Annotated in this window: 13 protein-coding genes and 1 pseudogene; 7 read left to right on the top strand and 7 right to left on the bottom strand. The window is 64.3% G+C overall.

Annotation, left to right across the window (positions count from 1 at the left end):
- Positions 1-29 precede the first annotated feature (29 nt).
- Together SE91_RS20780 and SE91_RS20775 are read right to left on the bottom strand one after the other, a co-directional pair.
- Entirely contained in the window at positions 30-908 is an 879-nt protein-coding gene (locus tag SE91_RS20780; RefSeq protein ID WP_082813769.1) for an alpha/beta fold hydrolase, read from the bottom strand.
- A gap of 13 nt (positions 909-921) precedes the next feature.
- Entirely contained in the window at positions 922-2,541 is a 1,620-nt protein-coding gene (locus tag SE91_RS20775) for a GMC family oxidoreductase (protein WP_061848911.1), read from the bottom strand.
- A gap of 174 nt (positions 2,542-2,715) precedes the next feature.
- Between SE91_RS20775 and SE91_RS20770 the strand changes: the two genes are divergently transcribed.
- A complete protein-coding gene (locus tag SE91_RS20770) occupies positions 2,716-3,888 on the top strand; it encodes a M20 aminoacylase family protein (RefSeq protein ID WP_061848910.1) in 1,173 nt (390 codons plus the stop codon).
- Between the two features lie 70 nt (positions 3,889-3,958).
- Here the strand turns inward: SE91_RS20770 and SE91_RS20765 are convergent.
- The 3 genes and pseudogenes from SE91_RS20765 to SE91_RS20755 all read right to left on the bottom strand — a co-directional run bounded on the left by SE91_RS20765 (position 3,959) and on the right by SE91_RS20755 (position 8,360).
- Positions 3,959-5,585, bottom strand: a pseudogene (locus SE91_RS20765) (inorganic phosphate transporter).
- A gap of 97 nt (positions 5,586-5,682) precedes the next feature.
- The gene (locus SE91_RS20760; protein ID WP_061848909.1) at positions 5,683-7,125 is read right to left on the bottom strand and encodes a UdgX family uracil-DNA binding protein; all 1,443 of its coding nucleotides are present in this window, start codon (positions 7,123-7,125) and stop codon (positions 5,683-5,685) included.
- The gene (locus SE91_RS20755) at positions 7,125-8,360 is read right to left on the bottom strand and encodes a putative DNA modification/repair radical SAM protein (protein ID WP_061848908.1); all 1,236 of its coding nucleotides are present in this window, start codon (positions 8,358-8,360) and stop codon (positions 7,125-7,127) included. Before SE91_RS20755 ends, SE91_RS20760 begins: the two co-directional genes overlap by 1 nt.
- Positions 8,361-8,522: 162 nt before the next feature.
- Here SE91_RS20755 and SE91_RS20750 point away from each other — a divergent pair, with 162 nt between their 5' ends.
- Genes SE91_RS20750 through SE91_RS20740 form a run of 3 tightly spaced genes read left to right on the top strand, consistent with a single transcriptional unit; the run spans position 8,523 to position 14,303 of the window.
- Positions 8,523-9,326, top strand: coding sequence for an ImuA family protein (locus tag SE91_RS20750; RefSeq protein WP_061848907.1), 804 nt, complete (start codon positions 8,523-8,525; stop codon positions 9,324-9,326).
- On the top strand, positions 9,223-10,818 hold the full coding sequence (locus tag SE91_RS20745) for a Y-family DNA polymerase (RefSeq protein WP_061848906.1): 1,596 nt from the start codon (positions 9,223-9,225) through the stop codon (positions 10,816-10,818). The genes SE91_RS20750 and SE91_RS20745 overlap by 104 nt, the downstream gene beginning before the upstream one ends.
- Positions 10,815-14,303, top strand: a complete 3,489-nt coding sequence (locus SE91_RS20740; protein WP_061848905.1) for an error-prone DNA polymerase — start codon at positions 10,815-10,817, stop codon at positions 14,301-14,303. The genes SE91_RS20745 and SE91_RS20740 overlap by 4 nt, the downstream gene beginning before the upstream one ends.
- Before the next feature lie 172 nt (positions 14,304-14,475).
- On the opposite strand, the gene SE91_RS20735 is transcribed toward SE91_RS20740, so the two are convergent.
- Positions 14,476-15,246: an SDR family NAD(P)-dependent oxidoreductase gene (locus SE91_RS20735; RefSeq protein ID WP_061848904.1), complete on the bottom strand. Its 771-nt coding sequence runs from the start codon at positions 15,244-15,246 to the stop codon at positions 14,476-14,478.
- A gap of 216 nt (positions 15,247-15,462) precedes the next feature.
- Positions 15,463-15,750 (bottom strand): hypothetical protein, encoded by a 288-nt coding sequence (locus SE91_RS20730; protein WP_008553352.1) that lies wholly within the window; start codon positions 15,748-15,750, stop codon positions 15,463-15,465.
- Between the two features lie 107 nt (positions 15,751-15,857).
- Between SE91_RS20730 and SE91_RS20725 the strand changes: the two genes are divergently transcribed.
- The 3 genes from SE91_RS20725 (at position 15,858) to SE91_RS20715 (ending at position 21,806) form a co-directional block, all read left to right on the top strand.
- Positions 15,858-17,270 (top strand): CoA transferase, encoded by a 1,413-nt coding sequence (locus SE91_RS20725; RefSeq protein WP_061848903.1) that lies wholly within the window; start codon positions 15,858-15,860, stop codon positions 17,268-17,270.
- Positions 17,271-17,415: 145 nt separating this feature from the next.
- Positions 17,416-18,660: an efflux RND transporter periplasmic adaptor subunit gene (locus SE91_RS20720; RefSeq protein WP_061848902.1), complete on the top strand. Its 1,245-nt coding sequence runs from the start codon at positions 17,416-17,418 to the stop codon at positions 18,658-18,660.
- Between the two features lie 29 nt (positions 18,661-18,689).
- Complete coding sequence (locus SE91_RS20715; RefSeq protein ID WP_061848901.1) at positions 18,690-21,806, top strand: efflux RND transporter permease subunit; 3,117 nt, start codon at positions 18,690-18,692, stop codon at positions 21,804-21,806.
- Position 21,807: the final 1 nt, after the last annotated feature.

Below are 21,807 nucleotides of genomic sequence, written 5' to 3'. Positions count from 1 at the left end.
CGATTGCTTAGGCTGCCTCGTCCGCGGCCTTACCTGGCGAACTCACGTACGGCTTCCACCACGGCCGACGGCGCTTCCTGCGCGACACAGTGGCCGGCATTCTCGAAAACCAGCGTGGTCACGCCCGGAATCAGCGAGACCGCGCGTCGCGCCATCTCCTTGTAGATCGGGTCCGACTTCGCCGCTGTCGTGACGCGCACCGGGCATTCGATCTCGGCGAGCGTGGCAAACGGATTGCCGCGGGCATCGCCAACGTAAACCTGCTCCATCACTTCGTAGATGGGACGCAGGATTGCGGCTTCGATCTCGGGCGCGCAGCAGAGCCGTACGCGGCCAGTGTCGAGCAGCGCGAAGCCGTGCCGTACGTACGCGCGTAGCGACGTCTCCGTCCAATCTGCAAACGCTGGCGCGGCGCGGTAGCGCGCGAACGCGGCGTCGGCGCTGTCGAATTCGGCTCGCCGGCGCAGCGTGCCCTGCACGCGGGCGAGTGATGCCTCGCTCAATCCGCCGGAGCGCGCCGCGCCAGGATCCATGGCCGTCGGCTCCATTACGAACAGGCGCGTGAAGCATCCGGGCAGCATCTTTGCTGCAAGCAGCAGGTCGGTCGCGCCCGCGCTATGGCCGATGCCGTAGATGTCGCGAAGATCGAGCGCATCGACCACCCGGCAGACGTCGTCGGCGTAATCAAGGAAATGATAGGCGCCGGGCTTGTGACTTGCGCCATGACCGCGGCGGTCGAGGGCATAGACGGTGTAGGTCGATGCGAGCTCGCGCGCGACCTCGTCCCATACGTCGGCGACGAAGCCGGTGCCATGTACGAGCAGGGCAGGCGGCCTGCCACTCTCGCCCCATTGCAACATGGCGATCTCTGCGTCGGCGGGGCCGATTGAAAAGCGCTGGATGATCATGTGAGGTGGGATGCTACTTCGCATCCTCCAAAATCATCGTGCTGCCCTTCTCCGCGATCATCGCCGTCGGTGTGTTCGTATTGCCCGAGGTGATGGTGGGCATGATCGAGGCGTCGACGATGCGCAGGCCGTCGAGGCCGTAGAAGCGCAACCGCTCGTCCACCACCGCCATCGGATCGTTGGCCGCGCCCATCTTCGCCGTGCCGACGGGATGGAAGATGGTGGTGCCGATGTCGCCCGCGGCCTTCGCGAGAGAAGCATCGTCGTCGCCGACTGTGGGGCCGGGGAGATATTCGACGGGGCGGTATTTTGCCAGCGCCTTCTGCTGCATCAGGCGTCGCGTGGTGCGGATGGCGTCGGCGCCGACCTGGCGGTCGTCGTCGGTCGACAGGTAGTTCGGCGCAATGATCGGCTTCTCGTCCGGCGTTGCCGAGCGCAGCCGCACGGTGCCGCGCGAGGTCGGCTGCAGATTGCAGGCGCTCACGGTGATGGCGGGGAAGCGGTGCAGGGGATCGCCGAACTTGTCGAGCGACAGCGGCTGCACGTGGAACTGGATGTTGGCCCGTGCGCGTGTCGCATCCGAGCGCGTGAAGATGCCGAGCTGTGACGGCGCCATAGTGAGAGGACCGCGGCGGCGAAAGGCATAGTCGACGCCCATCAGGCCGCGGCGGAACAGGTTGTAATAGGTCTCGTTCAGCGTGCGTACGCCCTCGACCTTATAGATCGCGCGCTGCTGGAGATGGTCCTGGAGATTGCGGCCCACACCGGGCTTGTCCATCACGATATCGATGCCGAGCGGCGACAGCCAGTCGGCCGGGCCGATGCCGGAGCGATGCAGCACCTGCACCGAGCCGATCGAGCCGGCCGAGAGGATGACTTCGCGCTTTGCGCGCGCCTCGATGATCTCACCGTTCTGGATGAAGCGCACGCCGATTGCGCGTCCCTGCTCGATGATCAGGCGGTCGACCAGCACGTGCTTCTCGAGCCGCAGATTGGGACGGTTCAGTGCCGGCTTGAGGAAGCCGCGTGCCGACGACCAGCGCCGGCCGCGCTTCTGGTTGACGTGGAAATAGCTGGTACCCTCGTTGTCGCCGGTGTTGAAATCCGGGATGCGCTTGATGCCCATCTCCTCGGCGGCGTCGCCGATGGCGTCGAGAATGGCCCAGGACAGCCGCGGCGCTTCGATGCGCCAGCCGCCCCCAGTGCCGTGATGCTCGCTGGCGCCGAGGAAGTGGTCTTCGAGCCGCTTGAACAGCGGCAGCACGTCGTCATAACCCCAGCCGGTCATGCCGAGCTGGCGCCAGTGATCGTAATCGGCAGCCTGTCCGCGCATCGAGATCATGGCGTTGATCGCCGAGCAGCCGCCAATCACCTTGCCGCGGGGATAGGCGAGCGCGCGGCCGTTCAGGCCCGGCTCGGGCTCGGTCTTGAACATCCAGTCGGAGCGCGGATTGCCGATCGCGAAGAGATAGCCGACGGGAATGTGGAACCAGATCCAATTGTCGTCGCCGCCGGCTTCGAGGACGAGGACGCGGTTGTTGCGATCGGCCGACAGCCGATTCGCGACGATGCAGCCCGCCGTACCGGCCCCGACGACAATGTAGTCAAATTCACCTTCGAGCCGCCTTGGCATTCTGCTTCCACCCGGATGGTCACTCAACGTTCCATCCTATTAGGCAGACGCAGCTGATCGGGACAAGCCCGGCCATGCCTGCGCGTCAGGGCTAGGTCCCGATCCCCAGCCGTTGGGTGGACCGGCGCTTGCATGGTAGACAGTCCTGCATTCCAACGAAGCTCGAGATCTTCCATGCCCATCGTGAACCGCGTCGCCGACCTCCAACCCGATATTCAGGCCTGGCGCCGGGACATCCATCAGCATCCGGAGTTGCTGTACGATGTTCATCGCACCGCAGCATTCGTTGCGGACCGGCTGCGCGAGTTCGGATGCGATGAGGTCGTCACCGGTCTGGGCCAGACCGGCGTGGTCGGTGTGATCAAGGGCAGCAAGCCGGCCGGCGAAGGACTCAAGGTGATCGGCATGCGCGCCGACATGGACGCGCTGCCGGTCGAGGAGCAGACCAACCTGCCTTACGCGTCCAAAAATCCCGGCAAGATGCATGCCTGCGGACATGACGGCCATACCGCGATGCTGCTGGGGGCGGCGCGCTATCTCGCCGAGACCCGCAACTTCGCCGGCGATGCCGTGGTGATCTTCCAGCCCGCTGAAGAGGGCGGCGCCGGCGGCGCGGCGATGGTCAACGACGGCCTGATGGAGCGCTTCGGCATCGAGCAGGTCTACGGCATGCACAATGGCCCGGGCATCCCGGTCGGCTCGTTCGCGATCCGGCCGGGTCCGATCATGGCGGCGACCGACGAGGTCGACATCATAATCGAGGGCCTCGGCGGCCATGCCGCGCGTCCGCACAAATGCATCGATTCCGTGCTGGTCGGCGCACAGGTGATCACCGCCTTGCAATCGATCGTCGCGCGCAGCGTCGATCCGCTGGAATCGGCGGTGATCTCGATCTGCGAATTCCACGCCGGCAACGCCCGCAACGTCATTCCGCAGACGGCAACGCTGAGGGGCACCATCCGCACGCTGTCGCCGGAGGTGCGCAAGCTGGTCGAGAAGCGCGTGCATGAGGTGGTCGCAGGTGTGGCGCAGATCACGGGCGCCAAGATCGATCTGCGCTACAAGCGCAATTATCCCGTGGTGAACAACCACGCCGCCGAGACCGAGGTGGCGCGGCGCATTGCGATGCAAGTCGCGGGCGAGAGCAATGTGCACGAGATGTCGCCGCTGATGGGCGGCGAAGATTTCGCCTACATGCTGGAAGCGCGCCCCGGCGCCTTCATCTTCTGCGGCAATGGCGACAGCGCCGGCCTGCATCACCCCGCCTATAATTTCGATGACGAGGCGATCGTGTTTGGCACGTCGTACTGGGTCAAGCTGGTCGAGGAGCAGCTCGCGGCGTCGTAGGACCGAAGCCGAAGCACAAAAGAAAAGGGCCCGTGCATCGCACGGGCCCTTCGTCTCTGGGGCAGACGCTTTAGAAGATCCGCGAGAAGATCACGTAGAGCGTGGCCGACAGCATGATTGCGCAGGGCAGCGTCAGCACCCAGGCCATCAGCAGGTTGCGGATCGTCGCCCATTGCAGGCCTGAGCCGTTCGCAGCCATGGTGCCGGCGACGCCGGACGACAGCACGTGGGTGGTCGAGACCGGCAGGCCGAACACGTCGGCGGCGCCGATCGTGCCGGCGGCGACGAGCTCGGCCGAGGCGCCTTGCGCGTAAGTGAGGTGGCTCTTGCCGATCTTCTCGCCGACGGTGATGACGATGCGCTTCCAGCCAACCATGGTGCCGAGGCCGAGCGCGATGGCGACCGCGATCTTCACCCAGGTCGGGATGAACTTCGTGGCGGCGTCGAGCGAGCCCTTGTAGGCGTTCAGGGTCGCGATCTCCTCCTTGTTGAGATCGTTCTCCTTGTCCTTCATCAGGAAACGGATCGCTTCCGACGTCATGTACATGTCGTTGCGGGTGTTGCCGACGGCTTCCGCCGGCACCTTGTTCAACGTGCCATATCTGGCGACCTGATCGCCGACGTCCTTCACCAGCACCGCGAGCGAGGGATAGGTGCCCTCGCTGATGTGACGCACCGTGATGTATTGCGTCACGGCGGGACGGGGATCGCCGATGATGCTGTGGCCGGCGCCCTTGGCCGAGATCACCTTGGAGGCGGCCTCCGAGGTCTTCTGGAATTGTGCCACTTGGGATTCCGGCAGCGCGCGGTTGAGCGCGTAGGCCGTCGGCACGGTGCCGATCAGGATCAGCATGATCAGGCCCATGCCCTTCTGGCCGTCATTGGAGCCGTGCGCGAAGCTGACGCCGGTGCAGGTCGCGATCAGCAGGCCGCGGATCCAGAGCGGCGGCGGCGTGTTGCCTTCGGGCGCTGCATAGAGCGCCGGGTTGCGCACGATGAACTTGAGCAGCAGCAACAGCGTGGCGGCACAGGAAGCCGAACAGCGGCGACAGCAGCAGCGCGTAGCCGATCTCGGTCGCCTTGGTCCAGTCCACGCCCGAGGTGCCGTCGCGGCCGCGCATGACGGCGTTGGCGACGCCGACGCCGATGATCGAGCCGATCAGCGTGTGCGAGGAGGAGGCGGGCAGGCCGAAGAACCAGGTGCCGAGATTCCACAGGATCGCGGCGATCAGCAGCGCGAACACCATGGCGAAACCGGCGCTGGAGCCGACCTGGAGGATCAGCTCGACCGGCAACAGCGAGACGATGCCGAAGGCGACCGCGCCGGAGGACAAGAGCACGCCGAGGAAATTGAAGAAGCCAGACCACATCACCGCGAATTCGGCCGGCAGCGAATGGGTGTAGATCACGGTCGCCACCGCGTTTGCGGTGTCGTGGAAGCCGTTGACGAACTCGAAGCCGAGCGCAATCAGCAGCGCAACGAACAGCAGGATGTAGGGCAGGTAGGTCGTCACCCGCACGCCGGTCGCATTGATATCGGCATAGATGCTGTAGGCGACGAACAGCAGGCCCGCGGCGAGGATGCCGAAGAACAGGATCATCGTCAGCGGATTGAAGCCCTTGTCGAGATTGGGCCGGGAAGCCGGCTGAACCGGCGTCGGATCGCCTACCGCACGGTCGAATGCAACATCTGTCATGTCAGGACGCCCCTTAACTTTCAATTAAGGGTATTGTCCGTGATGGATTTGAAGGCCGGATGACAACCAGGGCGTGAAGGGGTGTTCCTGCCGGTGTTCAGGCCGCCCGTGCAGCCTTCTTTTGCAAGCTGGCCGCGATCTTCAAGTCTTCGACGAAACGCCGATATTCCAGTACCTTGGCCTCCGGATCGGGTAGCCGCAGTAGATAGGACGGGTGCACCGTCACCAAAGCCTTGCGTCCGTCGGGTAGGTCGATGAGCCGGCCGCGGGTCTTGCCGATGGGCGTGATCTTTCCGAACACGCTTTGCGCGGCAGTGGCCCCCATCGCGACGATGAGATCGGGCTGGATTGCCGAAACTTCCCGTTCATACCATTGGCGGCACGCCCGGATCTCCGGCGTGTTCGGCTTCTGGTGCAGGCGGATCTTTCCGCGCGGCACGAATTTGAAGTGTTTGACGGCGTTGGTGACATAGACCTTCTTGCGGTCGACGCCGGCTTCCTCCAATGCGCGGTCCAGCATCTGGCCGGCAGGGCCGACGAAGGGATGGCCGGCGAGGTCCTCCTTGTCGCCGGGCTGCTCGCCGACCAGCATGATGTTGGCGGATCTCGGGCCCTCGCCGAACACGGTCTGGGTCGCGTCCTTGTAGAGGTGACAAGCGCGGCAATGCGCGGCTTCCTCGCGGAGGGCTTCGAGGTCGTTGCTGGCAGTCTTGCGTATCATCGGAGCCTCCGGCCGCTTTTGAGGCTTGTGCGGATCGGTTGCGGCATTGGCGATCATGGCGCCGGTCATGCGCTCGGCGTCCTCGATCAGAGGCTTAATGATCGAGGCCTCGGGCAGGTTCCTCCAGTATTTCTTCGGCATCTCGGCCTGCATCGCCTTCACCTTGAGCCGGGCCGGATTGAAGATGCTGGCGTAATAGCGCCGCCAGGTTTCCTCCAGCCGGTCTTCGCTGGGCGCCTCGCTCTTGCTGACGCCCGGCGTGAACGAGAGCCCGTGGCCGTCCCAATGCGCGCAGAGGTCCGGCGTCAGGATCGACCAGGGCATGTCGGCGAAGCGCTTGGCGAAGAACGGCGCGGCGAGTTCGACGATATGATGCTCCGGCTCGAACCAGGCGACGTAATGCGCCTGGCGTTCCCTGCCGATTTCGCGAAAGCGCACGAAGGCATGCATCTTGTGCTCGTCGCGATGAACCGCCTTCGCCATGGCCGTGACCTGCGCGACGTCGGGGTCGATCGCGACATCGATGAGATCGTGATTGTCCTTCAACCGGAACAGCAGGCGATAGAGGATCGCAAAGCGCTCGCCGTCGCGATGCAGGATCGCGGCCTTGGCGAGCTCGACGAATTTTGCCGGGACGCTGAAGGTGCCATCATTCACTTCGAGTATCGGAGAGGACGAGGGCGGTGCGAACAAATCCGCTTCGCCGCCCTGCACGGCCCAGGTGACGTCGCGCGGCTCGACATGATGCAGCACGAGCGTGCGCGCAGCTTTGCGCCAGCCGTCGAAATCGGTTTCGGTGTCCAGGGTGATGTACTGCATCAGAAGCCAAACCCCAATTGTGTTGCCTTCGGCTTGAACCGTTCGATCAGCCCGACAGCATCGAGCCGATGCGGCGTCGGCCGATGATCGCTGAGGACGATGAACGGCATCGCCTTGTTCCGGGGGACATGCAGCCGCGCGAGATCGGCGAGACGGATCGTGGTCGTGCGCCGCGTTGCGATGATGCGTTCGACGGTCTTGGTGCCGAAGCCCGGCACGCGCAGCAATTCCTCGCGGCTGGCGCGGTTGACGTCGAGCGGGAAGCGGTCGCGGTGGCGCAAGGCCCAGGCGAGCTTCGGATCGATGTCGAGCGGCAGCATCGCGCTGTCGTCGACGATCTCCGCAACGTCGAAGCCGTAGAACCGCATCAGCCAGTCGGCCTGGTAGAGCCGATGCTCGCGCAGCAAGGGCGGTTGGACCAGAGGCAAAGCGCGGCTCGCATCGGGGATCGGGCTGAACGCGGAGTAATAGACACGCCGCAGCCGGTAGGCGCCGTAGAGATTGGCGCTGGTGTGGAGAATGGTCTGATCGGAGGCTGCGTCGGCACCGACGATCATCTGCGTGCTTTGTCCGGCGGGCGCGAAGCGCTGCGGCTTTGCTTTCGTTTTCGCGTTGCGGTCTTCCTCGGCCTCGTCGAGCTTCAGCCGCAGCCGGCCCATGGTGCGGCGGATCGCGCGCACGTCCTTCTCCGGCGCGAATTGCTGCAGGCTCGTCTCCTCGGGCATCTCGATGTTGATGGAGAGACGGTCGGCATATTTGCCGGCCTCCGCGATCAGCGCATCGTCGGCCTCCGGAATGGTCTTCAAATGAATGTAGCCGCGGAAGTGATGCTCCTCGCGCAGCTTTCGCGCGACGCTGACCACTTGCTCCATCGTGTAATCAGGGCTGCGGATGATGCCGGAGGAGAGGAACAGGCCCTCGATGTAGTTGCGCCGGTAGAAGTCGAGCGTGAGCTTGACCAATTCATCGACGGTGAAGCGGGCGCGCGGAACGTTGGAGGAGGCGCGGTTGACGCAATAGAGGCAGTCGTAGTTGCAGGCATTGGTCAGCAGCACCTTGAGCAGCGAGATGCAGCGTCCGTCCGGCGCGTAGGAATGGCAGATGCCCATGCCGGGCGCGGTCGAGCCCATGCCCTTGCCGTCGCTGGAATCCCGCTTCTCGGTGCCGCTGGAGGCACAGGACGCGTCGTACTTGGCGGCGTCTGCCAGGATTTCCAGCTTGCGTTGTACGTCCATATCGGAATCCCTTTGATTCAACTCACGAATCCAAAAGCGCGGCAATTCGATTGACTCTCTGCGCGCCGTTAGCTTTATATTAGAACATATCATGAACAAATGAGCCAGCCGTAGGTTCTTCTTTTGGAGATCACGGCATCAAATTCCTGAGGAGCGGCGAGCATGAGCGGCGCACGTATGAGCGCGCTTGCGACCTTGCGCGGCCAGATCGAGCGCATCGAGACGGCGGAGGTCGTGCATCAGTATGATCGCGTCGCGCTCGGCCATGGTGAGGCCGACCGCGTGCTGAAGGGCGGGCTCGCGCGTGCGGCGGTCCATGAGGTGTTTTGCGAGGGGCGTCAGGGCGCCGCTGCAACGGGGTTCGTCAGCGGGCTTGCAGGCCGCGTGACGGCCCGCAAACCGCTGCTGTGGGTGCGGCAGGATTTTTCTGAAATCGAAACCGGCGCGCTGTCGATGAGCGGGCTGGCCGAGCTTGGCCTCGATCCGCGCCGCGTGGTGATGGTGCGTGCCGCCGATGTCGAGAGTGCGCTGCGCACCTCGGCCGACGCGCTCGCCTGCGATGCGCTCGGCGCCGTCGTGCTCGAGCTCTGGGGCGAGACCAGGCAGTTCGATCTGGTGGCGAGCCGCAAGCTGACGCTCACCGCGCAATCTTCCGGCGTCACCGGGCTCTTGCTGCGCATGGCCGCGCAGCCGCTGCCGTCAACCGCGGAGACCCGATGGATGCTGCGCGCGGCGCATTCGCCGCCGGGGGCGGCCTCAATGCCTGCGGCTTGGAGTGCCTGGGGTGCACCGCGCTTCGATGCCGAACTTTTGCGCAATCGTCATGGCCCCTGCGGCCGGTGGATCATGGAATGGAATTGTGATGAGTGCCAGTTCAGTGAACCGTCGACGTATTCTCAGCCTGTGGCTGCCGCGCCTGCCCATCGACCGGATACAGCGGTTCCTTGGCAGCGCCGGGCTGGGTAAAACCAATCATGCGCCCAGCATCGTCGTCATCAAGGACAACAATGCACTGGTGATCCATGCGCTGGACGAGGCCGCCGAACGCCTCGGCCTCTACATCGGCCAGCCGCTGGCCAATGCGCGGGCGATGTGCCCGGATCTGCGTGTGTTCGACGCCGACACCGTCGCCGACGCGAAGACGCTCAGCGACATCGCCGATTGGTGCGACCGCTTCACGCCGCTGGTGGCGCTCGATCCGCCACATGGGCTGTTTCTGGACATCACAGGCTGCGCGCATCTGTTCGGCGGCGAGGCCGCGTTGTTGCGAACGCTGGTCCGTGCCTTGGCCCGGCAGGGTTTTGTCGTCAGCGCGGCGATCGCCGGCACCTCGGTCTGTGCGCGCACGCTGACGCGGCAGGCCACGGGCACCATCGTGGCCGATGGCGAGGAGGCGGAGGCGATCAGCCGACTTCCGATCTCCGCGCTCGGCGCAGGCGAGGCCGTCACCACCGGCCTGCGCCGCGCCGGCCTGAAGACCATCGGCGATGTCGCCTCGCGTAGCGCCCACGAGATCACGGCGCGGTTCGGCGCGCGCTTCGCCACGTTGCTCGCGCATGCGCTGGGGCAGGGCGATGCGCCGATCAATCCGCGTAAACCGCTGCCCGATTATATCGTCGAGAAGCGCTTCGCCGAGCCGATTGCGACCGACACCATGATCGCGATGACGCTGTCGCGGCTGGCCGACACGCTTGTTACGTCGATGGAGAGGCAGGGCAAGGGCGCGCGGCGCCTGGAGGCCGCGTTCTTCCGCACCGACGGTGTGGTGCGTACGATCATGGTCGAGACCGGGCGGCCGGTGACGAAAAGCGCGGTGATCGACCGCCTGTTCCGCGAACGGTTGGATGCGCTCGCCGATCCCCTCGATCCCGGTTTCGGCTTCGACATGGTGCGGCTGTCGGCGAGCCGCACCGAGATCGTGGTGCAGGAGCAACGCGATCTCGACGCTCATGTCCACGACAATGACGAGCTTGCCGCGTTGATCGACCGCATCGCCGCGCGCATCGGGGGAAAACGCGTCGTCGTGCACCTGCCTGAGGATACCCATATTCCCGAATGCGCGGTGCTGGCCGCGCCGGCGCAGCATCATCTCGCCGCTGCCATGCAGGCAGAATGGCCGGCGCGGGCCGAAAGCGAGCCGCCGCTGCGCCCGTTGCGGCTGTTCGACAAGCCGGAACCGGTCACGGTGCCGTTTGCGACCGTGCCCGACGGTCCGCCTCATCAATTCACCTGGCGCCGTGCAAAACATGCGGTGGTGCGGGTGGAAGGACCGGAGCGCATCGCCATGGAATGGTGGCGGCAGGACGGCAAGCAGCTGACGCGGGATTATTTCCGCATCGAGGATGCCGAGGGCCTGCGCTTCTGGATATTTCGGGACGGTCTCTACGAGGGCGAGGTGTTCGACGCCGACGGCAAGCCTGCTCCGCCGAACTGGTACGTGCACGGACTCTTCGCATGACCACGCCCGCCTATGCCGAGATCGGCATCACCACCAATTTCTCCTTCCTGCGCGGCGGTTCGGATCCGCGCGCTTATGTTCATCAGGCCAGCATCCTCGGCATTCCCGTGATCGGTATCGCCGATCACAACACGCTCGCCGGCGTGGTGCGCGCCTACAAGGAGCTCGACAATGACAAGGTGCTGCACAAGCCGAAACTCCTGATCGGCGCGCGTATCGTCTTCATCGACGGCACGCCCGATATCCTGGTCTATCCGCGCGACCGTGCGGCCTATGGCCGGCTGTGTCAGCTCCTCACCAAGGGCAAGCGAGAGGACGACATCACGCGGATCGAGAAAGGCGAGTGCCGTCTCACCTTTGCCGATCTGCTGGAATTTGCGGAAGGACAGCTCCTGGTCCTGACGCTGCCGCATCGCTTCGACCCCGCCCAAGCGCTGGATGTTCTCGCAAAGCTCAGGGGCAGCCGCGCGGCGGGCGTGTGGCTGGCGGCGAGCCTGGTCTATCGCGGCGACGACCGGCGCCGTCTGGCGCGACTCGATGATCTCGCGATGCAGGCAAAGGTCCCGCTGCTTGCGACCAACGAGGTGCTCTATCACCATCCCGCGCGCCGTCCTCTCCAGGACGTGCTGACCTGCATCCGGGAAAAGACCACGATCGAGGCCATCGGGCGGAAGCTCGAAGCCAATGCGGAGCGCTTTCTGAAGACGCCGCAGGAAATGACCCGGCTGTTCCGCGATTTCCCCGAGGCAGTCGCGGAGACCATGCGCTTTGCGGACAAGATCGATTTCTCGCTCGATCAGCTCAAATACCAATATCCGGACGAGCCGGTGCCGCCGGGCAAGACCGCGCAAGGGCATCTGGAGGATCTGACCTGGGCAGGTGTCGACAAATATTTCGGCGGCATCGGCAACATCGACGCCAAGCTGCGCGCGACGCTGAAGAAGGAGCTCGCGCTGATCGCCGAGCTGAAATACGCGCATTACTTCCTCACCGTACACGACATCGTTCAATACGCGCGCAGCCAGAACATCCTGTGCCAGGGGCGGGGATCGGCGGCGAACTCGGCCGTGTGCTACGTGCTCGGCGTCACCTCGGTCGATCCGACCAAGGTCGATCTGCTGTTCGAGCGCTTCATCTCCAAGGAGCGGCTGGAGCCGCCCGACATCGATGTCGATTTCGAGCATTCGCGGCGCGAGGAGGTGATGCAATATGTCTATCGCCGCTATGGCCGCCATCGCGCCGCGATCATCGCCACCGTCATCCATTACCGTCCGCGCAGCGCCATCCGCGACGTCGGCAAGGCGCTGGGCCTGACCGAGGACGTCACCGCCGCGCTCGCCGACACCGTCTGGGGCAGCTGGGGCAAGGGCCTCAACGATATGCAGGTCAGGCAGGCCGGGCTCGATCCCAAAAATCCCATGATCAATCTCGCGGTCGAGCTTGCAACCGAGCTGATCGAATTCCCGCGCCATCTCTCCCAGCATGTCGGCGGCTATGTGCTGACGCAGGACCGGCTCGACACCTATGTGCCGATCGGCAACGCCGCGATGGACGACCGCACCTTCATCGAATGGGACAAGGATGACGTCGATGCGCTGAATATGATGAAGGTCGACGTGCTCGCGCTGGGCATGCTGACCTGCATCAGGAAGTGTTTCGATCTGATCGATCAGCACAAAGGTGAGCGTTTGGTGCTTGCGAGCGTCCCGCAAGACGATCCCAGAGTTTACGACATGCTGTGTCAGGGAGAATCCCTCGGGGTGTTTCAGGTCGAGAGCCGCGCCCAGATGAACATGCTGCCGCGCCTGAAGCCGAGGACGTTCTATGATCTCGTCATCGAAGTCGCGATCGTACGCCCGGGTCCGATCCAGGGCGACATGGTGCATCCGTATTTGCGGCGGCGGAACGGGCTGGAAAAAGTGAGCTATCCCTCGCCGTCGCCGGACCACGGCGACAAGGACGAGCTTTACAATGTGCTGCACAAGACGTTGGGCGTGCCTCTGTTCCAGGAGCAGGCGATGCGGATCGCGATTGAAGCCGCGCACTTCACTTCCGAGGAGGCCAACGGCCTGCGCCGCTCGATGGCGACTTTCCGCAATGTCGGCACCATCGGTCAGTACGAGGAGAAGCTGATCGGCAACATGGTCGCGCGCGGCTACGATGCCAATTTCGCCAGAAGCTGCTTTGACCAGATCAAGGGCTTTGGCTCCTACGGTTTTCCGGAGAGCCATGCCGCGAGCTTTGCGCAGCTCGTCTACATCTCCTCATGGTTGAAGCATTATCACCCCGACGCCTTCTGCTGCGGTCTGCTGAACTCGCAACCGATGGGCTTTTACGCACCCGCGCAGATCGTCGGCGATGCCCGCAAGAACGGCGTTGAGGTGCGCGATATCGACGTGTCCCATAGCTTTGCGCAAAACACGCTGGAAAATACGGACAAGGAATACTGTGCCGTGCGACTTGGTTTTCGACAGATCGACGGTTTTCACTGGCTCGATGAAGATGAGGAGAGGCTGAAGCGCTCTCAATCGTCATTCTCCATTGCGCAATTGCGCAATGTAGGCGCGCCACTTGGCGCGAGCCCGGAATCCATTCCGTCAGGCGTATGTGGCTCGATGGATTCCGGGTTCGCGCTTCGCGCGCCCCGGAATGACGATGTAGAGAAAGTTCAGGACTGGGCCGACCGCATCGTCGCCGCCCGCAACCGCCGTCCCTTCACTTCGCTTGAAGATTTCGCCCGCGACACCGGCCTGCCCAAACGCGCACTGATCCTGCTGGCGGATGCCGACGCGTTCCGCTCGCTCGGGCTCGACCGCCGCGAGGCACTGTGGCAAGTGCGTCGGCTGCCCGACGACGTGCCGCTGCCGCTGTTCGAGGCGGCGACCGCGCGCGAGCAGCCGGACGAAGGCGCCAAACCATTGCCGGTGATGCCGCGCGCCGAGCAGGTCGTCGCCGACTACCAGACTATCCGCCTGTCGCTGAAGGGACATCCGATGGAGTTCTTGCGCGAGATGTTCTCGCGCGAGCGCGTCGTCGCCTGCAAGGATATCAGCCATGAGAACGAGCGGCGCCGCGTCCGCTGCGCCGGTGTGGTCCTGGTGCGGCAGCGACCCGGCAGCGCCAGCGGCGTGGTGTTCATGACGCTGGAGGACGAGACCGGCATCGCCAATGTCGTGGTCTGGCCCAAGATCATGGAGCAGTACCGGAAAGAAGTGATGGGCGCGCGCCTCATCCTGGTCGAAGGCTACATCCAGAGCAGCCCCGAAAAAGTGACGCATCTGATCGCCCAGCGCATGATCGACCGCTCGCATGATTTGGTCGGCCTCGCGGGCGATGCCTTAAGCCGCAAGCATCCGGTGCCCGCCGGCGCCACGGTGGTCGAGCCGCTCAACGAAGACCCCCGCGCCCTCGCGGACATGCCGGCGCAGAAAGTCCGTCATCCCCGCAACGTCCGCATCCTGCCGCCGTCGCGGGATTTTCATTGAGTGAGTAGCGGAGCGCCGCAGTGAATTTGTTTGCAACGACGGCGCGCCTCATTCTCGGTCGTCATGCCCGGGCTTGACCCGGGCATCCACGTCCTTCAGCGAGCTCAGCAGCGCGTGGATGGCCGGGACAAGCCCGCCATGACGGAGGAGAGAGCTCGGCAAGCCAGTTCCCTCAAAAATTCACCCGGTTCGAGATCGCGCCATCCACGACGAGATTGGACCCGGTCGTGAATCCCGACACCGGGCTCGCCAGGAACACGGCCGCGCTTGCGATTTCCTGCGGCGTCGCCATGCGGCCGGTCGGGTTGCGGCTCATCGCGTCCTTGTAACGATCCGGCATGTTCTTCTCGATCATCTCCCAGACGCCGCCCTTGAAATAGACGGTACCGGGCGAGACCACGTTGACGCGGATTTTCTTCTTCGCATATTGCCGCGCAAGCCCCTTGGCCATGTGAATCAGCGCAGCCTTGATCGGACCGTAGGAGCTGGCGGTGTCCGCCTGCGCTGCCGAGATCGACGAGATGATCACGAAGGCGGCGTCGCCGCTTCTGGCGCCGCTTGCTTCGAGGAACGGCCGGGCAGCCTCGAACGCATGCACCGCGCCGAGCACGTCGAGCCGAAAATTCTGCTCCCACGATGCAGGGTCGCCGCCCTGCGCCATCGCGCCGGCATTGGAGAACAACAGGTCGAGGCCGCCGAGCTCCTTTGCCGCGCCTTCGATCCAGCTTTTAAGCGCCGCGCCATCGGTGACGTCGACCGTGCCGCCGGTGGCGTTGACACCGCTCGCCTTCAATTCAGCCACGGTCGCCGCAACCTGATCGGCGTTGCGCGCGCACACCGCGACATTGGCGCCTTCGCCGGCCAGCGTCGCCGCGATCGCCCGCCCGATGCCGCGCGTGCCGCCGAGCACGATGGAATTCTTTCCTCTGAGACCGAGATCCATTGTCTGGTTTTCCTTGTTGTTGAGCGCAGGAAGTTTAGCTGTTTCAGGCGACGCGCAGAAGCCTCCGCGTCGTCATTGCGAGCCAACGGGTCCGCGCGAAGCGCGGCCCGATGACAGGCTCCGCGAAGCAATCCAGAGATGCATCCGCGGAAGCAGTCTGGATTGCTTCGTCGCAAGGGCTCCTCGCAATGACGTCGAGAGAGAGGCACGCAATCCTCACTCCGGTGCCGCCCCTACCGGCGGGCCGCCGGGCGGGCGGTGCAGGTAGGTCAGTGAGACGTAGGCGCCGGCCCAGGAGCCGATCGCCGCGAAAGCGACATAGAAGGGATTGTCGGTGTAGCTGATCACCGCATAGGAGGACAGCATGTACCAGACCGCGCTCCAGTTCGCCGCCGGGATGCGCTTGCGCGCAATCACGGCCGAGGTGAACATGACATAGACCGCGTCGGTGGCCGCTGTTGCGATGAAAACGGCGCCCGCGGTGAGGGGATCGATGGCGGCCATTGCAATCCTTTCTGTGATCGTGGGAAGGTGAAAATTAGAGCATGATCCGGAAGAGTCTGCAGTGGTTTTCGGAGTACCATGCGCATCCGAGCGGGAGAGAAGCGGTCATGCAAAGCCCGGCGGACATTCTCAAGGACATCTGGACCTCCGTCGCCGGGGATCCGGCTGCACTCGACCGCGTGCGGCTGACGGGCGAGGAGCCGCAGATCCCGTCCTCGTTTCGCGTCGCGGTCGCCGGGCAGACCACGATCGCGGCCGCAGGCCTCGCTGCCGCCGAAATCTGGCGAGTGCGCAGCGGCGAGGTGCAGGACGTCTCCGTCGACATCCGCCACGCTGTCGCCGAATGCCGTTCGGAGCGATACCTCCGCCTCGACGACAAGCCGCCGCCGCCGGCCTGGGATGCCATCGCCGGCGTCTACAGGACGGGCGATGGCCGCTTCGTGCGCTGCCACACCAACTTTGCGCATCATCGCGACGCCGTCTGCAAGGTGCTCGGCTGCGAGCCGGAGCGCGAGAAGGTGCAGGCGGCGCTGACGCGATGGAAGGGCGAGGATTTCGAGACTGCGGCTTACGCCACGGGCGGCGTCGTTGCCTTGATGCGCAACTACGACGAATGGTGCGCGTTGCCGCAAGAGCATGCGCTCGCGCAATTGCCGCTGATCTCGATCGAGAAGATCGGCGAGGCCGCGCCAAAACCGTGGCGGCGAAGATCATCGAACAACGACCGCCCGCTCGCAGGCCTTCGCGTGCTCGATCTCTCACGCGTCATCGCTGGTCCCGTCGCGGGCCGAACGCTCGCCGCGCACGGCGCAGACGTGCTGCTGGTATCAGGCCCCGAGCTGCCCGCGATTGACTGGCTCACCATCGACACTGGCCGCGGCAAGCGTACGACCTTCATCGAGCTGAAGAGCGAGGCGGGCAGGGCGCAGCTACGTGCGTTATTGCAGGACGCCGACATCTTCTCGCAAGGCTATCGCCCGCGCGCACTTGCGGCTCTCGGCTTCGCGCCCGAGGACGCCGCGAAAATCAATCCAGGCATCGTCTATGTCACCCTGTCGGCTTATGGCCATGCCGGCCCCTGGGCGGAGCGGCGCGGCTTCGACTCGCTGGTGCAGACCACCACGGGCTTCAACCATGCCGAAGGACAGGCTGCCGGCATCGACGGTCCCAAGGAATTGCCGGCGCAGATGCTCGATCACGCCACGGGCTATCTGATGGCGTTCGGCGCCATGATGGCCAAGGCGCGTCAGGCCCGCGAAGGCGGCAGCTGGCACGTGCGCGTATCGCTGGCGCAGACGGGGCGGTGGTTGTGGAATCTCGGTCGGTTCGACGGCGGGCTGAACACCCCGGATCTTACGAGCGAGGCCGTACATGCTGCGTTCATCGAACGCATGTCATCTGGCTTCGGTATGTTGAAGGCGGTGCGCCATTCGGCGCTGCTGTCGACGACGCCGGCGCAATGGAGCCGTCCGGCGATGCCGCTCGGCAGTCATCCGCCACAGTGGCCGTCGCGAAGCTGACATGAAGCTGACAAGTCGAAAACTTTTAGCGCGAACGGCGAGGTGTCCTGCGTTTTTTAGGTTGTTTGAAATCAGAATTCGGCACTATTAGCGCGACCGATGAGGCAGTCATTTGCCGAGATCGTCGCAGAAACGACCGGGCTCAATGGTGGTTGAAAATACCAAGCGATTGCAGGTGTTTACAAAACGACGGATGATCGCTTCCGTAGTTTTACTGGCTGTTGCCGGTGCCGCTGCCTACGGCTTCCCATATTCGGGAGCGAAGCCGAAGAAGCATTCCGAGATTTCGAGCCAGTCGCGGAAGAATGCGCAGACCTTCACGCCGACGCCGTCGGAATGGGCGACGCTGACGATCGAGCCGGTCAAGGCCAAGAGCTTCCGGGCCGAATATGTCACCGAAGGCAAGGTCGCGGTCGACGAAGACCGCTCGACGCCGGTGTTCTCGCCCTATGCGGGGCGGGTCACCAAGCTGCTCGCCAAGCCGGGCGAGATGTTGAAGCAAGGCCAACCGCTGTTCACCATCGAAGCCGCCGACACGGTGCAGGCCCAGAACGATTTCATCGCGGCGATGACGTCGCAGAACAAGGCGAGGTCGGCGCTCGAGCTTTCCGACATCCAGTTCAAGCGCGCCAAGGACCTCTATGAGGGCCATGCCATTCCGCTGAAGGATTATCAGCAGGCGGAGGCGACCCAGGTCCAGGCGCGAAACGACATGCGCTCCTCGGGAACGGCCCTTGAAGCCGCGCGCAACAAGCTGCGCATCCTCGGCTTCACCGACGAGACCATCTCTGCGTTTCAGGAGAAGGGCGTCATCAATCCGGAGATCACGATCTACTCGCCGATCTCGGGCACCGTCGTGCAGCGCAAGATTGGCCCCGGCCAGTATGTCAGCTCCGGCGCCAGCGATCCGGTCTTCGTGATCGGCGACCTCTCCACGGTCTGGCTCACCGCGTTCGTGCGCGAGAGCGATGCGGCAGCGATCTGCATTGGCCAGGACATCAGCGTCAACGTGATGGCGCTGCCCGGCCGGCCGCTGACCGCCAGGATCAACTATGTCGCCGCTGCGATCGATCCCAGCACCCGCCGCCTGCTGGTCCGGGCCACCATCGACAACAAGGAAGGCCTGCTCAAGCCGGAGATGTTCGCCAACGTCACGATCTATTCGGCCGGCGACCGTGCCGCGCCGGCGGTGCCGAAACAGGCTTTGATCTATGAAGCCGACAAGGTCCGCATCTGGGTCGCGCGGGACGACAAATCTGTCGAGCTGCGTCAGATCAAGACCGGCCTCATCAACGGCAACCTCGTCGAGGTCACCAGCAATCTGAATCCCGGCGAGCAGATCGTCACCAAAGGCAGCCTGTTCATCGACCGCGCGGCATCCGGCAGCTGATCGACGACCCAAGAAAATTGAAGACCTAAATGGATCGTCTCGTCGCTCTCGCCGTCAACCGGCGCTTTCTGATGGTCGGCATGTTCGTCGCCGTCTTTGTCGGCGGCCTGATCGCGTTTAACCAGCTCAACATCGAGGCCTATCCGGACCCGACCCCGCCGATGGTCGACATCGTGACGCAAAGTCCCGGCCTGTCGGCGGAAGAGATCGAACGCTACATCACGATCCCGATCGAGACCCAGGTCGCGGGTCTGAAGAACATCACGACGATCCGCACCATCTCTCTGTACGGCCTCTCCGACGTCAAAATCCAGTTCTCCTTCGCCTACACCTATGACGAGGCGCAGCAGCAGGTGTTGAACCGGCTGGCGCAGCTCGCGCCGTTGCCGGGCAACGTGCAGCCGCAGATCTCGCCACTCAGTCCGATCGGCGAAATCTTCCGCTATCGCCTGGTGGGACCGCCGAATTACAGCGTGCTCGACCTGAAGACCATCCAGGACTGGATCCTGCAGCGCCGCTTTCGCGCCGTGCCCGGCGTCATCGACGTCACCGGGTGGGGCGGCAGGAGCAAGACCTACGAGATCCAGGTCGACTTCAACAAGCTCGTTGCCAACGGCTTGACGCTGCCGCAACTGCTCCAGGCCGTCGGCAATTCCAACGTCAATGTCGGCGGCAACACCGTCGACATCGGCCAGCAATCGGCCGTGGTGCGCGGCGTTGGCCTGATCCGCTCGATCGACGATCTCGCCAACACCATGGTGGCGCAGACCGGCGGCAATCCGGTATTGGTGAAGGACGTCGCAACGGTCACGGTCGGTCAGAAGCCGCGTCTCGGCATCGCCGGTCTCGATGATGCCGACGACATCGTGCAGGGCATCGTCCTGATGCGCCGCGGCGAGCAGAGCACGCCCACCATCAAACGGGTCGAGCAACTCGTCCAGCAGATCAACAATTCGTCCATCCTGCCGCCCGGCGTACGCATCGAGCGCATCTACGACCGCAAGGACCTGATCGACCTCACCACCCACACCGTGCTGCACAACATGGTCGTCGGCATTCTGCTGATCGTGCTGCTGCAATGGATCTTCCTCGGCGATCTCCGCAGCGCATTGATCGTCGGCGCCACCATTCCGTTCGCGCTGTTCTTCGCGGTGATCATCCTGGTGCTGCGCGGGGAATCGGCCAATCTGCTGTCGGTCGGCGCGATCGATTTCGGCCTGATCGTGGACGGCACGGTCATCATGGTGGAGGCGATCTTCCGCCGCCTGACGCAGACGACGCCGATGTCGGATGCCGAGCAGATGTCGTCAGAGACGCTGTTCGGCATGAAGAGCCACGCCATCCTCAGCGCGGCCGCCGACGTCTCGCGATCGATCTTCTTCGCTGCGGCGATCATCATCGCGGCCTTCCTGCCGCTGTTCACGCTCTCCGGCGTCGAGGGCAACATCTTCGGGCCGATGGCCCGCACCTACGCCTATGCGTTGGCCGGCGGGCTGCTTGCGACGTTCACCGTCACGCCGGCGCTCTCCGCGATCATCCTGCCGGCACATGTCGAGGAGACCGAGACCCGGGTCATGCAATTCCTGCACCGGATCTATTCTCCGTTGCTGCATTGGGCGGTTGCCAATCGCAAGATCGTGCTCGGCGGCACCGTCGGCCTCGTGCTGCTGACGGTGGCGCTCAGCCGGCTGCTCGGCCTCGAATTCCTGCCGAAGCTGGAGGAGGGCAATCTCTGGATCCGCGCCACGCTGCCGCCGACCATCTCGCTTCAGGAAGGCAACACCTATGTCAACGAGATGCGCAAGATCATCCGCGCCCGGCCCGAGGTCGAGTCCGTCGTGTCGCAGCACGGTCGTCCCGACGACGGCACGGATGCAGCCGGCTTCTTCAATGCCGAGTTCTTCGCGCCGCTCAAGCCCGTGAGCCAGTGGCCCGGCACGCGCGACAAGGAAGAGCTGACCGCGGAGCTGCTCAAGCAGCTCGACGACCGCTTTCCCGGCGTCGAGTTCAACTTCTCGCAATATCTCCAGGACAACGTCTCCGAGGCCGTCTCGGGCGTGAAGGGCGAGAACTCGATCAAGCTGTTCGGCAGCGATCTCCAGGCGCTGACCGACACCGCAAACAAGATCAAGTCGGTGCTTGCGACCGTGCAGGGCGTCACCGACCTCGCGGTGTTCACCTCGCTCGGGCAGCCGACCATCCAGATCGACATCGACCGCGCCAAGGCCGCCCGCTATGGCCTTTCGCCCGGCGACATCAACGCCACCATCAAGGTCGCGGTCGGCGGTGATACTGCCGGCGATCTCTATGAGCCGGGCAGCGATCGCCACTTCCCGATCATCGTCCGCCTCGCGCCGGAATATCGCCGAAGCGCGGAGGCGATCCACAATTTGCGCATCGGCGCGCCCGGGCCGAACGGCACCGTCACGCAGATTCCCTTGAGCGAGGTCGCCAACATCAATCTGGTCTCCGGCGCCGCCTACATCTATCGCGAGCAGCAGGAGCGTTATCTGCCGATCAAGTTCTCGGTGCGCGAGCGCGATCTCGGCAGCGCGATCCGCGAGGCACAGCAGAAGATCGCCGAGCAGGTGCAGCTGCCGCCCGGCTCGCACATGGATTGGGTCGGCGAGTTCGGCAATCTCCAGGACGCGATCCGCCGGCTGTCGATCGTGGTGCCGATCTCGCTTGCGCTGATCGGCGTCCTGCTCTGGTTCAATTTCGGCTCGATGACCGATACGCTGCTGGCGATGAGCGTGATCCCGATGGCAATCTTCGGCGGCGTGCTGGGCCTGTTGATATCAGGCACGGCGTTCAGCGTCTCGGCGGCGATCGGCTTCATCGCGCTGTTCGGCATCGCCGTGATGGACGGCATCATCATCCTGTCCCAGTTCAACCAGCTCATCGAAGAAGGCATGGACCGCATGAGCGCGGTGATCCGTACCGGCGAGCTGCAGCTTCGGCCGGTGCTGATGACCTGCGTCGTCGCGGGCATCGGCCTGTTGCCGGCAGCGCTGTCGGAGGGCATCGGCTCGCAGGTGCAGAAGCCACTCGCGGTCGTGGTCGTCACCGGCATGATGCTGGCGCCGCTGGTTATCCTGGTGACGCTGCCGGTGCTGATCTTTTTCTTCTCGCGCCGCGCGCGCTGAT

Source organism: Bradyrhizobium sp. DOA1 (assembly GCF_001593325.1).
Lineage (GTDB): Bacteria > Pseudomonadota > Alphaproteobacteria > Rhizobiales > Xanthobacteraceae > Bradyrhizobium.
The sequence above is the reverse complement of the archived record's forward strand: the minus strand, read 5'-3'. Positions and strand labels throughout refer to the sequence as shown.

Coding starts and splice junctions, on each gene's coding strand:
- SE91_RS20780 (WP_082813769.1), bottom strand. CDS start 908: ATGATCATCCAGCGCTTTTCAATCGGCCCCGCCGACGCAGAGATCGCC.
- SE91_RS20775 (WP_061848911.1), bottom strand. CDS start 2,541: ATGCCAAGGCGGCTCGAAGGTGAATTTGACTACATTGTCGTCGGGGCC.
- SE91_RS20770 (WP_061848910.1), top strand. CDS start 2,716: ATGCCCATCGTGAACCGCGTCGCCGACCTCCAACCCGATATTCAGGCC.
- SE91_RS20760 (WP_061848909.1), bottom strand. CDS start 7,125: ATGCAGTACATCACCCTGGACACCGAAACCGATTTCGACGGCTGGCGC.
- SE91_RS20755 (WP_061848908.1), bottom strand. CDS start 8,360: ATGGACGTACAACGCAAGCTGGAAATCCTGGCAGACGCCGCCAAGTAC.
- SE91_RS20750 (WP_061848907.1), top strand. CDS start 8,523: ATGAGCGGCGCACGTATGAGCGCGCTTGCGACCTTGCGCGGCCAGATC.
- SE91_RS20745 (WP_061848906.1), top strand. CDS start 9,223: ATGAGTGCCAGTTCAGTGAACCGTCGACGTATTCTCAGCCTGTGGCTG.
- SE91_RS20740 (WP_061848905.1), top strand. CDS start 10,815: ATGACCACGCCCGCCTATGCCGAGATCGGCATCACCACCAATTTCTCC.
- SE91_RS20735 (WP_061848904.1), bottom strand. CDS start 15,246: ATGGATCTCGGTCTCAGAGGAAAGAATTCCATCGTGCTCGGCGGCACG.
- SE91_RS20730 (WP_008553352.1), bottom strand. CDS start 15,750: ATGGCCGCCATCGATCCCCTCACCGCGGGCGCCGTTTTCATCGCAACA.
- SE91_RS20725 (WP_061848903.1), top strand. CDS start 15,858: ATGCAAAGCCCGGCGGACATTCTCAAGGACATCTGGACCTCCGTCGCC.
- SE91_RS20720 (WP_061848902.1), top strand. CDS start 17,416: ATGGTGGTTGAAAATACCAAGCGATTGCAGGTGTTTACAAAACGACGG.
- SE91_RS20715 (WP_061848901.1), top strand. CDS start 18,690: ATGGATCGTCTCGTCGCTCTCGCCGTCAACCGGCGCTTTCTGATGGTC.